Genomic DNA, 19,710 nt, shown 5'->3' with positions numbered 1-19,710 from the left:
GGAAGGCACAGAGATGCGCACGACACCTTGGCAGCTATTTCGTTTTGGGTTTGTATATTTCAATTCCCAGTCTACTGTATTTCTGGTACCTGCCTTGCTGGCAAGCAGTTCCTACCAAGCGTGGATAGGCGTGCTGGGAGGGTATTTATTAAACTTGATATTATTGGGGGCGATGATTTATATCGGCAGCAGATACCCTGAACAACCCTGGATTCAATTCGGCAAGAAACTGATGGGCAAGTGGCTGCACAGCATGTTTGTCATTATTTTACTAGCCTGGTGTGTATACTACACCTCTTATGACATCCAGAGCTTTGTGCTGTTCTTCGGATCGAATTATTTAAGAGATACCCCCCCTTGGTTCATTCAGATAGCAATCGCGCCTATCATTATGTATACGGCTATGCGTGGGGTGAAGAATATTATCTATATGGCTGACGGTCTGTTTGTGCTTATACTGACCTCAACCACCCTTATGTTGCTTTTATTTAGCCAGCAAGCAAATTTTCATATGTTAAGCGCGCTTCAGCATCATCTGCTCCCCGTCTCAGGACTATTCGAGAATAGCTTGACTTCCTTGTCCTGGTTCGCCGAATGGATGGTATTCCTGTTCATTGTTCCCGATCTTAAGCTGGATAAGAATGCCTCAAGAAGCCTGTTTGCCATTGCCAGCGTTCTGTGCTTGCTGGTCATCACCGGGTGGTTAATGGTCTTAATGAACTTTGGACCTCAGTTAGCTCGCCAGTTCCAGTACCCTTTTCTCGAGATTGTACGCAGTGTGGAACCGGATAGCATTCTATCCAAGGTGGCTCCCTTGGTCATTGGAATCTGGACCACCTCTATGTTCATTCACAGTGCTTTTCTGATCTATGTGGCCTCTCGATGTGCTACTTATTTCACCAAAGAAAAAGGGCAACGCCTCTCTATTGTACTATTAACAGCAGCGGCTGTATCCATAGCCTTCTATTATTCCAATCATCTGTCATTGTATCAGAAGCATTATTATTCCTTCGAAGTGGTGATCATCTGGATCATTGTCGAATGCATTCCTGTTTATTATACCGCCGTCTATCTGGTTGGGTTGCTTCGTCACGGCAAGAGCCTTCGACTATCACGGCGGTAGAACTGTTTCAAGTTAATTAGAGCAATCGATCTGCTTTAATGTATTGCCGCCCAAATCTTTAACACGGAAATGACCATGATCCAAAATTCCATAGGAATGGGGATGGTTCTCTTTAGGCAAGGCTATTGATCCCGGATTAAGAAGGTATATCCTTTGCTCATTGCATTTGGCTACCGGTATATGAGTATGTCCCTGAATAAAAATGTCATTTTCCCTTAGCGGCGGGAGTTGTTCCATATGAAAGCCATGCCCATGCGTCACATAAATACGCATACCGTCAACATACAGCATGGCATAATCCGTCATCATCGGGAATTCCAGCAACATTTGGTCTACCTCGGCATCGCAATTTCCCCGAACGGCCACAATATCCTGCTTATGCAGATTCAATATTTCGGCCACCCGTTTCGGATCATAGCCCTCAGGCAACGGATTTCTGGGACCATGGTACAAGAAATCGCCCAGCATTACCAGTTGATCCGGCTGCTCTTCTTTCGCCTTCTCCAGCACCCGCTCCAGCCAGGTTGCAGACCCGTGAATATCGGATATAAACATTATTTTCATGTTCAGCTCTCTCCTCATCATTTAAGTATTTAACTTGTTCACCATACCTCGAGACACTCAGTAAAAAGACGCCCCTTCTTCCCGGAACGTCTTTCCATCATGTACAGCTTACTTTACGAGTGTATACCCTTCGCTCGATATCTTGAACAGCTCCTTCAAGCCTGAGGTAGTGTAAATATGATCATCCTTCGTAATAAAAATAGCTTCAGAGCCATCCTCGCGGGCTTCCATATATTTAAGCCCTTCCTCAAGCCCCAGCACATATACGTATGTAGACAAGGCGTCCCCCGCCGTAGCGGAATCTGTCAGAATCGTCACACTCTTCAGCTCATTTTGAGCAGGCGCTCCGGTCCGCGGGTCCAGAATATGATGATACATTACTCCATCTTCCACAAAATAACGTTCATATACGCCCGAAGTCGTGATAATCTGATCATTCAAACGGATCGTTCCTACGGAAATACCACGGGAGCTATCGGGATCCTGAAGGCCAATATTCCAGCTCTCTCCATTAGGCTTGGCACCCATGGCAATAATAGAGCTTCCTCCTAAATCGATTAATGCACTCTTCACGCCTTCTTCACGCAGATAAGCAGCTATTTCATCAGCCGCATAGCCCTTGCCAATTGCTCCAAGATCGAGAATGGTGCCAGGGCGCTTGAGGTAAACTGTACTTTGAGCCTCATCCACCACAATATCCTTGTAATTGACCAGTGCCAGTTCACGCTGCAAATCCTCCTGGGCCGGAACATGTGCTCCTTCATGCCCGATATCCCACAGATCCACCAGCCCCCCAACGGTAGGATCAAACAACCCGTTCGCTTCCTCGGCATAGGCGATCGCTCGCTTCACCACCTCTAAGGTATGGGCTGATACCTTCACCGCCTGCTTGCCAGCCTCCTGATTCACTTTATATAGCTGGCTGGTCTCAAGGGTACGGCTTAACTCCTCATTCAACTCATTTAACATTTCATCAATATGATTGAGATGCTCTTCCCCCTTGGCATCCTCATACAATTTGACACTCACAACCGTGTCAAAAATGTAATACTGTCTGGATACCGGCTCCGCTGCCGGCTCTTGCTTGCTTGCATTTTTTCCGCAGCCGGATAGCATGACGGCAACCATAGCCATCAATGCCAGGGCGACCGCACCTCTCCGCAAATATCGTGTTAATGACATTCTTTCACCTCGTTCAGTAATTCCACGCTTCTGTGGTGTCTTGTCGTCAATACGATGTATTGTATCCCCATTGTCCCCTAGTAGTCCAGTAAGTTAATCACCAGAGTTTAACTTAAAGACAAAGTAGTTACACACGTATTATCCGTATCAAACGTGGAAATTTCCGACTCGGCCTGCTTTCCCTCGTATTCAATGGTCATACGGTAGGTTTGATCGCGCGGCAGCCAAAGGTCGATAAATCCGTTAGCTTCTGACTTCATCACCTGATCAACAACGGTATTGCCCTCCAGGTTCGTAATCGTAACCTCAAATTCCTGCTCGGTCAACTCCCCCTGACAACCCGTCAGACTGTGAATTTGACAAGGATGGGTTTGATCAATGTACGGAGCCACAGATACAAAAAATTCCTCCTGAGGCAGCGTATACACCTTCTCGTCAGCTCGCCCCCCGTTCACAATTAACTCCCGCGGAGTAATCGATGCCGACTCTGCGGTCAGATTTCCTACACTGTAATCATGAACCAGTTGCTTAATGCTTGGCTTATCAGGCATATTCTGATCTGCCTGTTTCTCCTCAGGTCCATTCAATAATAAAAATCCAACGATGGCAGCAATTACAACGCCCCCGACTCCTAGTAGCGTCATTTTATTCTTCATTTTATGGTGGCACCCTTTCTTATAGAAAGAAATCATCCCAGGACCTGCAGAAAACTGACCCTATACTACAATGTCTCCCACTGAGATCTGAAGAACAGATTGTAGATGCGACGCCAGGCTATTTTGATTAGCATGTACACCGGAATAACTACAATCATGCCGATGATGCCGAACCAATTACCGCTGCCCAATACCAGCAAAATCGTGGTCACCGGATGAATATCCAGCTTTTTGCCAAACACGTAAGGAGAAATTATATTATCCTGAATTTGCTGGGCTACCAGAATAATAACCAATGCCCATATACCAGTAGTTGGGGATTCAATCAAGCCAATAATCACAATCGGAATCGAAGAAATAACCGCCCCGAACAAAGGGATAAAGTTCAGAATGATCGCTACTGTTGTCAGCAAAAGCGCATACGGAAGGCCGATGATCAGAAAGCCCAGGAACATGAGGATGCCCAAAGCCACATTGACGATAACCCGACCGATAATATAATCGTTCAAAGCCTTATCCATTTCTACAGCCGCACGAAGCATCTCCCTCCGATAGCGCTTGGGAGATAGCTTCGCAAGACTCCGCTTGAATTTGTGGCCTTCCTTCAGCATGTAATACAATAAAATAGGGAAGGTGAACAAAATAATCGCAAACTGGGATATAAAGGACACAAATCCCGAAATGTAATTGCTCAAGAACGAAATCGCCTTGCTGAGATACTCTGTAAAGTATGATGCCAAGTCAGAATCAGCCGGGATAATAGAAGCCAAGAAAGGGATATCTCCCAGCTTGTTGAGCTGAACATCAAGCATTTGAATCAATTGAGGAATATTCTGTACCAAATTTATGAGCTGATCCTGCAGCATCGGCCATACTCCGGAAATAAATCCGATCGTGATAACAACGAGTGCCACATAAAGGATAAGAATCGCCCAGGTGCGCTTGATGTTGCGCGCTTCCATGTAACTCACTACAGGACGCAGCAGGTAATAGAAGAACCCGGCGAGCAGAATAGGGATAGATATCGCCCCAATCACAGCACTTACAGGCAGAAAAAAGGGTTTTACCAAGGAAAACACATACACAATAGCTAACAAGAACAAAATAAATTTAGCAGCACGGGTCCATCTCTCCAAGAGTTTAATAATCATCCACACCTATCTTTATAAAATATGCCAAGCTTGTCGATCTCATTATACTATAAGGATAGTTAAAAAATAAAACAATCATACTCATTTTTCATTCTCAGATAACTCCCGATTCGTAAACCGCTCGCTTCCCACGAACAGCTTCCTCCGATATTCGAACGGAGACACTCCTTCAAGTTCCTTGAACACACGTGAGAATTGCCTGGTATTCTCAAAACCTACGGCAGCACTAATGTCCGAAAGCTTGAGCGAACCCATCCCCATCAAGTCTTTGGCCTTACGAATTCGCACCCTCTTCAAGTAGGTAACAAAGCTTTCTCCGGCATACGTCTTGAAGGCTTCGCTGAAATAGGAATAATTCAAGGAGACGTGATTGCTCACCATCGCCATATTTAGCGGACGGTGGTAATTTTCCTCAATATAGGCTACCGCCTCCTTCATATCCCCATGCTCACTGTGTGCCAAACGAATCTCCCTGATATATTCATCCAAATTAATCAGCAGTTGCTCCAGTGATCGGAAATAATCGTGAAAGTGGCGGAAATTAGTTAAATCCCCCACCTTACGATAGAGCTTAAGGACCTCTACGGAAGCCTCCCCATAGAACCGGAACACCTCATCCAGCACCTGTTCATTGATTTGTTGACTTACCGCCTCCAGATAGAAGATGCCTAGCCCGGCCAGTTGATCAATTCGGAAAATTTGATGCAGCAATGTTGTGATTTCCTTCTGCCGAGTTGTTCCCAGGATGTTGCCTAGCTTGCGAATGTCCTCCTTCGGAACAGGCAAAAATGGTCTGTTCGTTCGCAATTCCGTAAACCAGATCAAGCGGGTCTTGGGATAAATAAACGTATAGCTTAAGGATTCGCTGGCTTGCCTGTAGGCTTCGGCAAGATCCGTGAGTCGATTCCCTTCTTTACTGACACCGATCAACAGCCCATCAAGTTCCTTCTCGTCAGCCAGAAGCGACAATTCAGCAAATTTGCGTTGTGGTCCTCCGATCAATACTACTCTTCCTTCACGATCCAATAATGAAACGCTTAGCTGCCCCCCCACGCTCTCAAACATGCGCTCTGCCAGCGACTTCAATTCCTCTTTCTTCATCCGGCTGCCGTCCTCATACTTGTATGTCAGCACGGCAACGGAGAACGGCAAGAGATACCCTTCAAAGCCAATCTCCGTACTCCAGGCCTCTATATCTTCCTCTACAAAATTCTTCTGCAACAGCAATTCCTGCAGCTTTGTGGTTTGAACCTGCAAACGGTAGCTCTCAGTGATTGCCATCTGACGAGCCATCTCGGAACGCTTGGCTAACTGTTCCTCACATTTGGAGAGCGCAGCAAACAATTCATCTCTGCGAATCGGCTTGAGCAGATAATCCATAGCCTGATAATGGATAGCTGCTTTGGCATATTCAAAATCCTCATAACCACTCAGTATAATAATCAGGGGATGGCCGCTTTGCCCGGGAGGCTGCGGTTCTGTCGAGATTCGCTCAATCAGGGCAATGCCATCCATTACGGGCATACGAATATCTGTGATGATCATATCCGCACCCTCGCTTAAATACATCTCAAGGGCCTCAGCTCCTTGCGCAGCCGTAATGACCTCATATCGATTTTGAAATTCACGCTCGATCATGGTTTTCAGGCCTAAACGGATATTTTTCTCATCATCCACGATGATCAGCCTGGTCATTTCTATCAACCCTCCCTGCTAGCAGTACCTTAGGTATAATCATTACAACGCGGGTAAAATGCCCCTGCCTGCTTAAGACCTCCAAGCCGTATTCCTTTCCATAATATAGGCGAATTCGCTCCTGCACATTGCGCAGCCCGATACCCTGCTGCTTTAATTCCTGCCCCGAGCGGCCGGAGAACTTTACACTCATACCTGCCGTGTACAGCCGATGATTAAGCTTAGCCAACGTGTCTTCATCCATCCCTTTACCGTTGTCGGTTACTGTGATGCGAATATCGCTTTGCTGCCAATCCTCCACCTGTATAGCGATTTCCCGAGCGGTAGTCTCTTCTCCGGTCCACCCATGCTTCACCGCATTTTCCACAATCGGTTGAAGCGACATTTTCAACACCTCAAGCCCCAGATCATCCTCGGGAATATCAAGCTGAAGCTGAACAGGGCTGTCAAACCGAATATTCATCACTTCCGTATAATTCTGGATATGCCTGATTTCATCGCGCAGCTTCACATATTCGCCAGACCATTTGAAATTGTATCTCATCATCCCGCCCAATGAGGTTAATGCATCGGAGATCGTTCGTTGATTCTCAATTTCGGCCATCATCTTGATATTCTCTAACGTATTATACAGAAAATGTGAATCAATCTGGTTATGTAACGTACGAAGTTCGGCTTCTTTGGTCAATGCTTGCTTATATACAGCTTGTGCTACCAAGGTGTTAATGGTATTCATCAGCTTGGAGAAGTGATGCGCCAATTCTCCGACTTCCCCGCCGCCGCGGATGGTGATTCCGTTATAAGTCTCTCCGCGCCGCGCCTTCTTCATCTCCTCCGTCAGAAGGCGGAGATTTTTCAGAATAAAGGCATTCAGCACATAAGCAATTACAGTTACCATCGTAATAAACACGATGTTGGCGCCAATTAATAAATTTCGCGTATGGGATATCTCCTCTAATACACCGTCCATCGAGACAATATTGAATAGATCTGCATTGATGCGCTCTATAGGCTGGTGGAGCAGAAGAAATGATTTTCCATTTTCCGTGTAATCGATCTCCCAAATTCCTGTATCCTTGTAGCTCTGAAGACGCTCCTTGATCGCCTTCCCCATATTGGGGTACTTCGCTAGCAAGGAGTTATGCTCCAGCGTGAACATCCGGGCTTCGCTATCCATTATCAGCATCTGGGATTGATTATCCTGAATGACCGAATAGGTCCTCGGGCTGAATTTCTCCAGCAGCATATCTACCTGAACCATACCCACATGGTGATTGGCAGGGATACTCATTTCACGCAGCAGTGATACTTTAGGCGCTCTACGCGGGGGTTGTCCCTTAAATCGTTCTATCACATCAGGATCATTGTATTGAAAGGCCCAGGATTCCATTCCCTTCATTTCTACAGCCTTCTGATACCAAGGCTCATGAGCCACCCGGCTTTCGCGAAAGAAAATCGGCCAGATTTCCGAGACATTACTGCTGGAAAATAAGCGCAGGTGCTCTACATTAGGGTTGTAATACTGTATCCGCGTCAAATTTTTAAAGCTGCTGTTGCTAAAATCAACCAGATCTGCAGCATCAGGCTCGTGGGTATTGGCCAGATACTCCCTGACATCGAGGTCATCATAAGCCACCTGCACGGCCCGAACCATCGACTCGATTTGTGTATGAATATGAAGCTCCTCCATGTCCAGCAAGGACTCATTTTTCTCCTTGGCATCACGAACATACATATTATTGATGCCTTGATATGAATAAAAGGACACCATTAGACAGGGCCCCAGAATAATAAAGATATAGGCGGCGATCAGACGGCTCTGTAACGAGCGGCGTCCAAACCAATACATGAACGAATCCCACAGAGCGATCCATCGCTTATTTTTCATAAAGTGATGACTCCTTTTTAAACGCCCAAAAGCCCGCGGTTCGCGAGCTTTTGGGCATGGCTATCACTACATGCCAAGCCTTTTCTTGTTCTCTTCATATTTCGTTTGTTGGAACGCCATAACTTTATCCAGGCCAAGCTCTTCTTGCTTCTTGATATAATCATTCCATATCTTATCGAACTCTGCTTCGGAAGAAGCCATCAGCAGCTTCGGCAAGGTCTTGCCGCGCAGATCCTTGATTTTGCCCAGAATAATGCCTTCATCAGAGTTAGCCAGCGGATCAATCAGGTCAAATTCAGAGATGCTCACCGTTTTGCCACGAGTCCAGTCCTCCAATTGTTTGTAAGGCTCAACCGCTTTAGGTGCCCATTGCTGCGTAATATTCGTATTTTGCAGCATCCAGAAGGTGAAGGAAGAGCCATATTGCTTGTCAAATGCGGCACGGTCTGCATTCATAAGCTCGAATGCTTCAGGAAGAAATTGGTCTACGCCGTCAATTGTATCATAGCTAACGCCTTTTTCACCAAGGAAAAGATCCTTTTGTCCTTCTTCACTGATCAGATAGCTCAAGAACTTGATGGCACGTGCTTTATCCTTGACATCCTTGGAGATCAACGTCAATGTCCACCCGGAGATAGATGGTCCATTCAATCTAGGGGCATCCAGATTTTGATTCGCCGGGCCGTCTACCGCAATGTAAATCTTGTTAGGGTCCTTTTGATACAAGGTTCCCAGCTGTGCAGCAAAATCCGTACGTTGATACAACATCGCAAAGTAACGACCTTGCACAATTTTTTCTTCCATTTGTGCCCGCTTGTCAATGAAGATATCCTTGGCCAGCAAGCCGTCCTGATTCGCTTGACGCAAGGTCTTCAGCCAGCGTACATATTCCGGATCGGTCTCGCGGTTATACAGCTTGCCATCCTTTTCTCTTGGAATCGCCAGGAAATTCTGAATGTAGCCTTCCAAGGAATCGTTGCCTGTTGCTGTGAACTCATGTAAACCCAACGGAATCATCGGTTGCCCGTCGATTTGCGGGAATTTCTCCTTGGCTGCCTTCAGTGCGTTCAGGAAACCTTCCGGTGTGCGCATGTCCGGGCTGCCAATCGCTTCATAAATATCCTTACGAACGACGAAGGTTTGGTTGGATACATAAGTATCACCAAATTGCTCATAATCCTTAGGCGATGAAGAGGAGTTCGGATAGCCGTAAACATTGCCATCCTCCTGGGTATACCAGCTCAGCTTATCCGGGTCGGATACTTTGAAGAAGTAGGGATCATACTCTTCAGCCAACTTGTTCAGCGGAAGCACTAAGTCACCCTCTATCATTTTCTTGACGCCATCTTCTCCCCACCAAAGCGTGATGAAGTCCGGAAGCTTGCCAGAAGCAATCAGTGTGTTCAGCTTCTCGTTCTCATTCCCGGCAGGAACGATGAAGTTAATATCTACACCTGTTTTCTTCGTTACATATTGCGAAGTCGGGTCCATTCCCCATTTATTCGGAAACCAGGCAAAGTTCAAATACCAATCAAACGTAATCGGAGCTGTGTCCGACTTCCACCCCGGCTCGTCAGGAGAGGGAGGGGTTACCGTTTCAGTTGATGTGTTTCCCCCTGCGTTGTTAGCGCTTTCTTTTTGGGTATTATTATTACCGCCGGAACAGGCTGCCAGAGAGAACACCATGATGGCTGCTATCAGCAGCATCAGTATTTTTTGGGACTTGCTTTTCATGTCCATGTTTTTTACCCCTTTTCTGAATTGATTAATGGTTAAGTGCTATTAGATGCAACTCCATAGCCGCCGCAAGGCGGCCCGGAGGAGTTACTGTACTTAAAACACGATCGTTAAATCAACCCTTGATCGAGCCAATCATCATCCCTTTGACGAAATACCGTTGCAGGAAAGGATATGCAAATACGATGGGGAGTGTAGTGACGACCATCGTAGCTAATTTCACAGACTGTGAGGTAACGGTCTTCGTGACTGCGCTTCCTTGCAGGGCAGTTGTCATAATATTGGAGCTTGACTGAGCTACGACTCGGTAGAGAAAGGTCTGGACAGGTTGCAAGGATTCCTGATTGACATAAATAATCCCGGCAAAATAATCATTCCACTGATATACCCCATGGAACAGGGCAATCGTGGCCAGCACCGGCATGGAGACCGGAAGTACGATTCGCAAAAAAATAGTCCAATCGCTCGCTCCGTCAATCCGTCCCGCCTCTTCCAGGCCATCCGGGATTTCCCGGAAAAAGGTCATGAAGATGATCAGGTCAAAGAAGCTGAACAGCACAGGGATGATATACACCATAAAGGTATCCAGCAAATGCAGGTCCCGAATCAACAGATACGTTGGAATGAGACCGCCGGAGAAAATCATTGTGATGGTCCCCATCAGAATATAGAATTTGCCACCGATCAGCTCCTTGCGGGAGAAGGCGTAAGCTACCATAGCTGTAAAAAATACGTGTGCCGCTACCCCAAGCAGTGTCTTGGCCACCGTCACCCACATCGCAGTCATAATGCCTGGGCTGTTGAAGACAGCCTCAAAATTCTCCAGACTGAACACCCTGGGCCACCAGTAAATACCACCCAGCATGGCATCCTGACCATCGTTAAAGGAATTGATGAGCACGTACCAGATCGGGTACAAGGTGACAAAGCAAATCAGGAGCATTCCCAGATTGTTTAGAAAGTCAAAGGCGACCTCGCCTTTCGTTCTACGATTGGTCAGAAACATGTACAGGTCCTCCTTGGCCTAAAACAACGATGTATCGTTGAGTTTTTTGGATACTTGGTTCGCAATCAGCAGCAGCGTCAGCGCAATAACGGATTTGAACAATCCGATTGCCGCAGAATACGAGTAACGGCCTGAAGAAATCCCCGTGTAGTACACATAGTAATCAATGACATTACTTGCACTATCATTAAGCGAATTTCGCAACACCAGAATCTGGTCGAAATTGGAGTTGAGCACACCGCTGACTGCCAAAATAAACAGAATGCTGATCGTAGCTTTGATCGCTGGCAGTGTGACGTACCACATCTGCTGAAATCTTCCTGCCCCATCTATCCTGGCTGCCTCATACATTTCGGGAGAAATACTGGTAATTGCCGCGAGATAAATAATAGCTGACCAGCCAAGCTCCTTCCACACATCCGAAGCAATGACGATCGTCCAGAAATATTTCGGTTCCGCCAGATAAGCGATCGGCTGATCGACTAGCCCTAAGGCCATGAAAATTTCATTAATAATTCCTACTTCCGACAACCAGGTAGCCAGGATTCCCCCGAGTACAACCCAGGACAGGAAGTGGGGCAAATAGGAAATCGTCTGAATCGCTTTCTTGAATCGCAATGAAGGAACCTCATTCAGGAAGAGGGCAAATACGATAGGTAACGGGAACGTTAACAGCTTAAGCAAGCTGATGCCCAAGGTGTTCCTCATCACGTAGCCAAAGTTCTCGTCTGACAAAAACTCTCTGAAATGCTCTAACCCAGCCCATGGAGCCTCGGAAATCGTTCTAATAATGTCATAGTCCTTAAATGCGATAATGACACCGTACATGGGAATATAGTTGAATATAATCATCCATGCGATGCCAAGTAAAGCCATAATCTGAATATGCCGCTGCGTGTAGAGCTTCTTCAGCCATTTCCGCCTTGGCATCTGCGGCATTTCTGGCTTTAATGCGGCTGTGGGCTGCGTTGACTGCCTCATATCCATCCCCTCTGACCTCCAGGTTAGCTAGTTTCCATTTAATTTGAAAGCACTTTCATTAATCATGCTTTTATTGTACTCGGTCTATAACATGGAGGTAAACGTACAGGATTTCGTATTAGGGGGCTCTTTTTTCAGATTACCAGAAACAAGATAGTCAGGTACGCAGCAATACAGCTCGTCCAGAAAATAATAGGCTGCGAGCAGCCTTTTCATAAAAATAAGCAAGCAAAAAGCAGCAAATAGCGGAGTTTCTCCCCTTACCTGCTGCTTTGGCTTTTCCTGGACAGACAAGTACAAGTTAAAATACGGTCTTCTTCCCTTGTTCATCCTTCAAAATTTCCACCGCTTCGCGGAATCGCAAGCTATGCACAACTTCGCGCTCACGCAGGAACTTCAAGCCATCCTGAATATCCACGTCATCGGTCATATCGATCAGCCACTGGTATGTAGCCCGTGCCTTTTCCTCGGCAGCAATGTCCTCGTACAAATCAGCTATAGGATCGCCCTTGGCCTGAATGTACGTCGCCGTAAAGGGAACACCACCGGCATTCTCATAGAACAAGGCACGATCATGGTTCACGTAATACGGAGCCATCCCCGCTTCCTTCAGTTGCTCTACGGTAGCGTCCTTTGTTAACTTGTAGACCATCGTCGCGATCATTTCCAGGTGAGCGAATTCCTCTGTGGAAATATCGGTTAACAATCCAATGATTTTATCGGGAATCGTATACCGTTGATTCATGTAACGCAGCGCGGCTGCCAGTTCTCCGTCAGCCCCGCCATACTGCTCAATCAGCAGCTTTGCCATTCGCGGATCACATTTGCTCACACGAACCGGGTATTGCAATTTCTTCTCATACACCCACATGTCGTCCGTTCAACCTCCTTTAGCATCCAGGCAACCTGCCTGTAGATCATGCCTTACACTTGCCAAGGCCAAGGGCTTTGCGACCATTGCCAGGGATACTTGGAATAAGCGCGGCCAAAGTTCTGTAACGGACCATATAAGTGTTGAAAATGGTTAGCCAGCTGCGTCCGCTCCTGTGTCAGTTGATTAAACTGTTCAATCGCCTGCAAATCATCGGGATGAGTATCCAGGTACAGATTAAGCTCGACCAATACAAAATCAAGGGCCTGCAGCTTCTCCAGCAACTCATAATATTGCTCATCATACGGCAGTTGTTGGTTTTCCGTTGTCATGAGGTCACCGCCCCTTCCCCCACTTGGATTCATAAGGACTGTACAAGGCAGGCCACAATGTACCTAGCCTTAAGGCTTCGGCCGGACTGAATTGCGGCAAGTTCATCGGCTGAAAATGAATGAATAGCTGTGGAGGGGTACTGTAGGTTTTAGGCGTGATCGGCGGACACGGATCAAAAGGGCCGACAAAGGGGTAATACACGCGTTCTTGAGGCTGCTGGCTCAAACCAATTTCCTCCTTTGACAGATATATTTTTCCTATCATTAGGATATGACAAACGCCCAGTTTATGAACCTTTTTCCCGGGAAAAGACAAAAAAAACACCGTTTCCCGCTTACGCAGAAACCACGGCGTTCATTTTGTTCTTGGCGTGAAAAGGGCTTGTCCCTAGCCTTCCTCAGCCTCTTCATCGGGTTCTTCAATGGCCAGACGGACCACCTTCACCCGTGTAATCCGCAAGCGGCTTGATTCCTCCACTTCAAACAGATAACGATCCATTTGCTTTCTCTTTCCCTTCACCGGAGCTCCTTCCAATTCCTTAAACAGCCAGCCTCCGATGGAGTCTACCTCTTCATCCTCAATCTCGCTGCCAACCAGCTCATTGACCTCCTCAATCAGCAAGCGGCCATCGACGGAAAATACGCCTTCCGTCAGCTTCTCGATCTCCGGACGTTCATCCTCGAACTCATCATGCAAGTCTCCAACGATCTCTTCCAGGATCTCCTCGGCTGTCAGCAGCCCTGCCGTCCCTCCATATTCATCAACTACGAGAGTCAACTGTGAATGCTTCTTCTGCATCAAGCGAAGGACATGGCTTACTTCCATGGATTCCGGAACATTCAGAATGGGCCGCACCATTTCCACCAAGTCCAGCGTCTTGTCCGAATCAGGCAACAGCAGATCCGTAATATGGACAAATCCGATAATCTGGTCTTTATCCTCTACCGCCACCGGATATCGGGAATGCTTGGTCTCTGCCACAATTCGCATATTCTCTTCCCAGCTCAGGTTCGTATATAAGCAATCCATATCTGTCCGCGGCAGCATAACCTCCCGGGCCAGCATATCCGAGAAATCGAACAGGTTATCCATCAGCTTCATCTCATCCTTGTCGATCACTCCGCTTCTTGCGCTTTGATCCATCAGAATGCGAATTTCTTCCTCGGAGTGAGCCGCTTCATGTTCATTTACCGGCTCAATACCGACCAGCCGCAAGACTCCATTAGCCGCTGCGTTAAGCAGCCAGATCACGGGCAGGAATAATCGATAGAACATCAAGAGTGGCCATGACAGCCACAAGGAAGTTTCCTCCGATTTCTGAATAGCCAGCGACTTAGGAGCCAACTCCCCCATTACAATATGTAAGAAAGTAATGATTGCAAACCCAACTGCCACAGATACTGTCGAGATTAGCGTCGGATCGGTCGCACCAATCTTATGCATCAGCGGTTCGATCAGCAGTTCCGAAATCGCCGGCTCCCCTATCCAACCTAGCCCCAACGAGGCCAGAGTAATGCCAAGCTGGGTGGCTGACAGATACGTATCCAGACGGTGATTGACTTTCAGGGCATAATTAGCTCTCCGGTTCCCCTCGCGAACCAGTTGGGTCAGGCGCGATTGACGGACCTTCACCAGCGAGAATTCCGCAGCGACAAAAAAACCATTCAAGAAAACAAGGATAAAAACCAACAGTAAATTCCAGACTAGCTTGCCAAGTTCGATCTCAGTATGTCCATCGGGTGGAACAGGCACGAAAAACGCCTCTTTTCTATAATGTGATTGCTCGGCGGTTTTTGAAATCCGTCTGCTTGTAATACATATCGGCAACTAGCAAGTTAGGTCCGCAGCATCCAGCTGCTTCACAGTAGCAATTGACCTTCTGATTGAGCGGATGCTCAGTTAGCCAACGCTCAAAGATGTCGTCCAAGCGCCCCTTCTTCACATTCCCAAAAGCCGGGATGGCGGCAAAATCCGTGACATATACATCCCCCGTAAACATATTCACGTTCACGCGATTCCGTCCATCAGGATCATTGCGCACCGTTATGTTGGGCTCCTGCCGCAAGCGGCGAAGCAGAGCCTGGTCTTCCTCGTTCGCGTTGCAGGCAAAGAACGGCAGAGTTCCGAACAACATCCATAACGAAGGGTCTCTTGCATCGAGCAGCGAATGAATCGAGGCCCGCATATCGCTCAGCTCCAGAACGGGCAAGCCTTCCGCGAAATCGGCCGCGTACATGGGATGAACCTCATGCCGCTGGCAGCCCATCTCCACAATCAGCTTGTGAATTTCCGGCAGCTTCCGATGGGTCCGGTAGTTAATCATGGACTCCGCCGAAATAAACATACCAGCTTCGCTTAGTTTGCGCGTATTATCGATCATTTTATTATACATGTTGTACGCCGCCTGCGCGGGCACTGAATGACCGCTTCTCGCGAACCCGATTTCATGAAAATCCCGCTCGCTCGTATAGTTGAAAGAAATATGCATCACATCCAAAAATGGCAGCAAGGGCTCATAGCGGTCGTAGTCCAAGGTAAGGTTAGAGTTGATTTGCGAGCGGATGCCTCGCTCCTTGGCATATTTGAGCAACGGGACAATCTTCTCCTCTACCGTCTTGCGCCGGAAGGTTGGCTCTCCTCCGGTAATACTGATTGTCTTCAAATGTTCTACCTGATCCAGTGATTCCAAGATCAGCGGCAAGGGCAGCTGCTCAGGCTCCTTCAAGACGAGGCTATCTCCCACAGCACAATGCTCGCAGCGCATATTACATAAATTCGTTATCGTCAGCTCGACGCTGGTCAGTACGTGGCGGCCGAACTCGCGCAGAGAGAGAATCGGGTCCCACGGATCATAGCTGGGGCTAATTTTTTTATCGGCAAAAATTGTATCTTGCTTATTTAGCATACCTGTTCACCATCCATTCCGTCCATTTCCGTCACAACAATAGAGAGTTGAACGGACAAATCTATTTCATATGGGCTCTTCAAACTCTGTCCACCGGCATCGGTCAGCACACGAACTATAGGTCTTTGCGGGGAGTGACCATGGATTTTGACCACGACACCAGTCTCCCCCGTGTTAAGCTTGACGGTTATTCCAAGGGGGTAAATGGCAACCCGATCACGGAAGAGTTCCAGCTTCGACTTCTCATACCATTCCCCACAGCCGGCATACAGCACCTCCAGTGCCTGATGCGGAAGCATGGCCCTGCGGTACACTCGATGTGTTGTCATCGCATCATACGCATCCGTAATGGCAATCCAGCGGGCGAATTCATGAATTTCATCTCCCTTTATTCCGCGCGGGTAACCTGTTCCATCTATCTTCTCGTGGTGTTGATAAGCACAATGCGCAGATAACAGGGGAATTCCCGGTTCACTCTTCAGTATTTTGAAGCCAAGCTCCGGGTGCTGCTGAATGCTCTTATATTCCTCATCGGTCAAGCTTGTAGGCTTGTTCAATACCTCCAGAGAGAGCTTGGTTTTGCCGATGTCATGAAGCAACGCTCCCAATCCCAGCGTCGTCAATTCTTCCTTGCTATAACCATAAAGCTGCCCAAGCAGCAATGTATACACGCAAACATTCAACGAATGACGGTACAAATAGTGATCCATGCTATTCATGCTCATCAGCATAATCATGGCATCGTCACGTGCGCTGAGATCCCCGATAATGGACTCGACAAGTCTGGAGAAGGCTTTACCTAAATAAGGGTAGGCCACACCTTTCACGGCAGGGCCTGCCCATTTGCGAAAATGAGTCCGAATCTCCGAGAGCGCATAACGCTGGGTTTCCTCTGTGATCATTTCAGGGATAACCACATCATCCGTTCGGGAATCTTCTATATAGACAAACTCCAATCCATGGCTCCGCAAGCGCCGAATGATAGAATCGCTAAGCTCCGCATTTTCCGACAATAGAATGATCCCATCTTCATTATAAATCTTTTTGCCTAGTTTCATCCCGGCTCGCAGGGAGCCAACGGGGATTAACCGCATACTTCCACATCCATCTCTGTTTGGGATTGCATGTCTCTGGAATTAACGGTCTTCTCCAAGCATTACTTATGCCGCAACACAAATTAATGCATAATAAAAATCCAGAATACAGCCGCTAGAACAAAGCGGTAATAAGCAAAATGGCGAAGCTGAATTCTCTGAATCAGCTTGAAGAACGCCAGCACAACAACATAAGCTACGATAAAAGCCACAATAAACCCAATCAGAAAATATCCTATGGTGTCAGAGGTCAGATAACGGTAAGAATCAAGCATCTCATAGCCGGATACCGCACACATGATCGGAATCGCAATCAAAAATGAAAAGTCCGCCGCCGCCCTGTAGCTGACACCGCTAAGCATCCCTCCTGCAATCGTGGAGCCCGAGCGGGAGAAGCCGGGCCACAATACGGAGATACATTGATATAATCCTATCAGCAAAGCCTGCTTGTACGTGATCTGGTCCATACCGGGAGCCGTAACATTCGCTTTGTGCTTGGAGAACCATTCAGCAAAAATCATAAATATCCCGCCGGCCACAAGCGCCCACAGGACGATCTGCGAGCTGAACAGGCTCTTGATAAAATCGCGAAAGAAATAACCGATGATCAAGGCCGGCGTTATACCTAGAATAACATGGAACAGATCAAGGCGTCCCGCAGGAGCGTGGCGATCTACTACCGTGATCTTTCTGCTGAGGCCCAGCATATGAGCAATTCGCTCGCGGTACACTAACGCCATCGCCAGAATGGCTCCTAGCTGAATGACAATCTCAAAGGTTTTCATTTCCGGCGACTGATCATCATACCCCATGAGCTTGGCGGTCAAGATCATATGCCCCGTTGAGGAAACGGGAATGAATTCTGTCAGGCCCTCTACGATCGCTAATATAATCGCAACAATAAAACTCATCGGCCCCTCCTAATATTCTACTTTTTTCCACCGCAAATGAAAACAGGTTTCCGTCGCTCCGGGAATTTGTAGTTCCATCCGTAACAGGTCTCGTAGGAAATCCGGCAGCATATATCGTTTCTCCGTACCATGCTGCAAGCGTTCATACCCAATACCGAAGGAGAACATATCCAGCGTACCCACGGTATAAGCTTGCTCCGGCCGAATTGGCACACCATCCAGCATAACCTGAGTGATACGCTGATAAGGCGCTGCTTGGGGTGCATAGCTGACCTCCAGACCGTCCACACATAAGCCACCCAATACCTTCCCCCGGAACCCATACCCCTTGATCTCCTTGCTAACCATGTCTTCCAGTAAAGACTCCTCCAGACTGTACAAAATGTCCCGTCCGGATAGCTTCATCGTGCAAGGATTGATTGGGGATGGACAACGTTCATGCAGCATGCCTTCACTAATCGTTCCGGCTGGCAGACCGGCAAGCAACTGTCCGCTGTTCACCAGGGATAAGTCACTGCCCGTATAACGGCGCACCGCTTGAGCCAACAAGTTCCCAAAGGGAGATTCAACCGAATATTGAAGCGGAAGCTCCCGATTCGTTACGGCAATGGCATGAGTCAGATGCTGCCGGGCCCGGGTCTGCTGCATGGCAAGAGCTTCATCGATACGCTTAGCGCTATTGCCCAGCTTCACAGGGAGGCATTGACCCTCTATTACAAAGCTCAATCTCCCGCCTTGTGCCTCAGCGGGGCGGATGACCAGCTTGCCTAGATAGGCCCCGAACTTGCCGGCAGCCGTAATGGTCGTGTCTCCGACCAGCAAGGGGACCTCCAGCAGATGATGCGTATGCCCGCCGATAATAATGTCAATGCCAGCAGTCCGCTCAGCCAGCTCCCGATCCATGGGAAGGCCCAAATGCGACATAACAACAACAAGATCAACCTGATCGCGCAGTTCGCGAACATCACGGGCAATGGTCTCCAGGGGATTCAAGGAGGTCAGACCCATTAGCTCATAAAATTCAGCAAACGCTGCGGTAGCCGCCACCAGGCCAATCTTGATGCCCCCCTTGCTTAAGATTAAGCTGCGCTTCATCCACTCGGGGAAATTGCCTGTCTCTTTATCTACTATATTGCCGCACACCACTGGACTATGCAGATCAGCGTATGCTTGTTTTATTTGCGCTGGTGTGAAAGTTAAACCTTCATTGTTACCAATCGTAATCGCATCATATCCCATTAGGTTGATAACTTCCACGTTGGCCTTCCCCATCGTGCCTTCCGTTTCCATGGCTGCCCGATCCATGTGGTCACCAATATCAAGCAGAAGGACCTCGCCCGGCGCATCGCTGCGCTCTTGATCCACCATCGCAGCAATGGGCCCCATCGTTTCAAAATGGCTATGAATATCATTGGTGTACAATATCGTTAACGTTTCCGGGTTCGTCTCCGGCATCGTGTATTGCCTCCTTGGCTTTCGGTCTATCCAGTCTGTTTTAAATTTTAGAGTTCAAAGAGTATTATATACCTTAAAAATCATCATTGTCTCGTTATAATGCAACTTGTTAACAGGCGACTACGCCATAAGCACCGAACCCTCTATACTACAATATG

At 47.7% G+C, this 19,710-nt stretch carries 18 protein-coding genes; 1 reads left to right on the top strand and 17 read right to left on the bottom strand.

Features of this window, described 5'->3' with window-relative positions; all coding sequences use genetic code 11:
* The first annotated feature begins 13 nt into the window (after positions 1-13).
* Positions 14-1,123 carry a GerAB/ArcD/ProY family transporter gene (locus tag C557_RS23765; protein ID WP_018753366.1) on the top strand — a complete coding sequence of 370 codons (1,110 nt, stop codon included), beginning with the start codon at positions 14-16 and terminating at the stop codon, positions 1,121-1,123.
* A 12-nt stretch (positions 1,124-1,135) separates the two neighbouring features.
* On the opposite strand, the gene yfcE is transcribed toward C557_RS23765, so the two are convergent.
* The 17 genes from yfcE to C557_RS0118365 all read right to left on the bottom strand — a co-directional run bounded on the left by yfcE (position 1,136) and on the right by C557_RS0118365 (position 19,552).
* A complete protein-coding gene (gene yfcE, locus C557_RS0118445) occupies positions 1,136-1,687 on the bottom strand; it encodes a phosphodiesterase (protein WP_018753365.1) in 552 nt (183 codons plus the stop codon).
* 108 nt (positions 1,688-1,795) lie between these two features.
* Positions 1,796-2,869: an FAD:protein FMN transferase gene (locus tag C557_RS0118440; RefSeq protein WP_018753364.1), complete on the bottom strand. Its 1,074-nt coding sequence runs from the start codon at positions 2,867-2,869 to the stop codon at positions 1,796-1,798.
* 107 nt (positions 2,870-2,976) lie between these two features.
* Positions 2,977-3,525, bottom strand: a complete 549-nt coding sequence (locus tag C557_RS0118435) for a CueP family metal-binding protein (RefSeq protein WP_018753363.1) — start codon at positions 3,523-3,525, stop codon at positions 2,977-2,979.
* Between the two features lie 65 nt (positions 3,526-3,590).
* Positions 3,591-4,676, bottom strand: a complete 1,086-nt coding sequence (locus tag C557_RS0118430; protein ID WP_018753362.1) for an AI-2E family transporter — start codon at positions 4,674-4,676, stop codon at positions 3,591-3,593.
* An 81-nt stretch (positions 4,677-4,757) separates the two neighbouring features.
* Complete coding sequence (locus tag C557_RS23760; protein ID WP_018753361.1) at positions 4,758-6,371, bottom strand: response regulator; 1,614 nt, start codon at positions 6,369-6,371, stop codon at positions 4,758-4,760.
* Positions 6,346-8,259, bottom strand: coding sequence for a cache domain-containing sensor histidine kinase (locus C557_RS0118420; RefSeq protein ID WP_018753360.1), 1,914 nt, complete (start codon positions 8,257-8,259; stop codon positions 6,346-6,348). Before C557_RS0118420 ends, C557_RS23760 begins: the two co-directional genes overlap by 26 nt.
* A 66-nt stretch (positions 8,260-8,325) precedes the next feature.
* Positions 8,326-9,999: an extracellular solute-binding protein gene (locus C557_RS0118415; protein ID WP_018753359.1), complete on the bottom strand. Its 1,674-nt coding sequence runs from the start codon at positions 9,997-9,999 to the stop codon at positions 8,326-8,328.
* A gap of 112 nt (positions 10,000-10,111) precedes the next feature.
* Positions 10,112-11,002 (bottom strand): carbohydrate ABC transporter permease, encoded by an 891-nt coding sequence (locus C557_RS0118410; RefSeq protein ID WP_018753358.1) that lies wholly within the window; start codon positions 11,000-11,002, stop codon positions 10,112-10,114.
* An 18-nt stretch (positions 11,003-11,020) separates the two neighbouring features.
* Positions 11,021-11,941 (bottom strand): ABC transporter permease, encoded by a 921-nt coding sequence (locus tag C557_RS0118405; protein ID WP_420805402.1) that lies wholly within the window; start codon positions 11,939-11,941, stop codon positions 11,021-11,023.
* Between the two features lie 343 nt (positions 11,942-12,284).
* Complete coding sequence (locus C557_RS0118400) at positions 12,285-12,854, bottom strand: manganese catalase family protein (protein ID WP_018753356.1); 570 nt, start codon at positions 12,852-12,854, stop codon at positions 12,285-12,287.
* A 53-nt stretch (positions 12,855-12,907) separates the two neighbouring features.
* Positions 12,908-13,186 carry a spore coat protein CotJB gene (locus tag C557_RS0118395; protein WP_018753355.1) on the bottom strand — a complete coding sequence of 93 codons (279 nt, stop codon included), beginning with the start codon at positions 13,184-13,186 and terminating at the stop codon, positions 12,908-12,910.
* A 4-nt stretch (positions 13,187-13,190) separates the two neighbouring features.
* The gene (locus C557_RS0118390; RefSeq protein WP_051082473.1) at positions 13,191-13,451 is read right to left on the bottom strand and encodes a spore coat associated protein CotJA; all 261 of its coding nucleotides are present in this window, start codon (positions 13,449-13,451) and stop codon (positions 13,191-13,193) included.
* 123 nt (positions 13,452-13,574) lie between these two features.
* Entirely contained in the window at positions 13,575-14,939 is a 1,365-nt protein-coding gene (locus C557_RS0118385) for a hemolysin family protein (RefSeq protein ID WP_018753353.1), read from the bottom strand.
* Between the two features lie 16 nt (positions 14,940-14,955).
* Positions 14,956-16,092: a radical SAM/CxCxxxxC motif protein YfkAB gene (gene yfkAB, locus C557_RS0118380; RefSeq protein WP_018753352.1), complete on the bottom strand. Its 1,137-nt coding sequence runs from the start codon at positions 16,090-16,092 to the stop codon at positions 14,956-14,958.
* Positions 16,086-17,186, bottom strand: a complete 1,101-nt coding sequence (locus C557_RS0118375) for an HD-GYP domain-containing protein (protein WP_018753351.1) — start codon at positions 17,184-17,186, stop codon at positions 16,086-16,088. Before C557_RS0118375 ends, yfkAB begins: the two co-directional genes overlap by 7 nt.
* A gap of 83 nt (positions 17,187-17,269) precedes the next feature.
* Positions 17,270-18,097, bottom strand: a complete 828-nt coding sequence (locus tag C557_RS0118370; protein ID WP_018753350.1) for an undecaprenyl-diphosphate phosphatase — start codon at positions 18,095-18,097, stop codon at positions 17,270-17,272.
* 9 nt (positions 18,098-18,106) lie between these two features.
* Complete coding sequence (locus C557_RS0118365) at positions 18,107-19,552, bottom strand: bifunctional metallophosphatase/5'-nucleotidase (RefSeq protein WP_018753349.1); 1,446 nt, start codon at positions 19,550-19,552, stop codon at positions 18,107-18,109.
* Positions 19,553-19,710 lie beyond the last annotated feature (158 nt).

The organism is Paenibacillus sanguinis 2301083 = DSM 16941, assembly GCF_000374825.1.
Lineage (GTDB): Bacteria > Bacillota > Bacilli > Paenibacillales > Paenibacillaceae > Fontibacillus > Fontibacillus sanguinis.
Note: the sequence above shows the minus strand (reverse complement) of the source record. Positions and strands in the feature narration are given on the sequence as shown.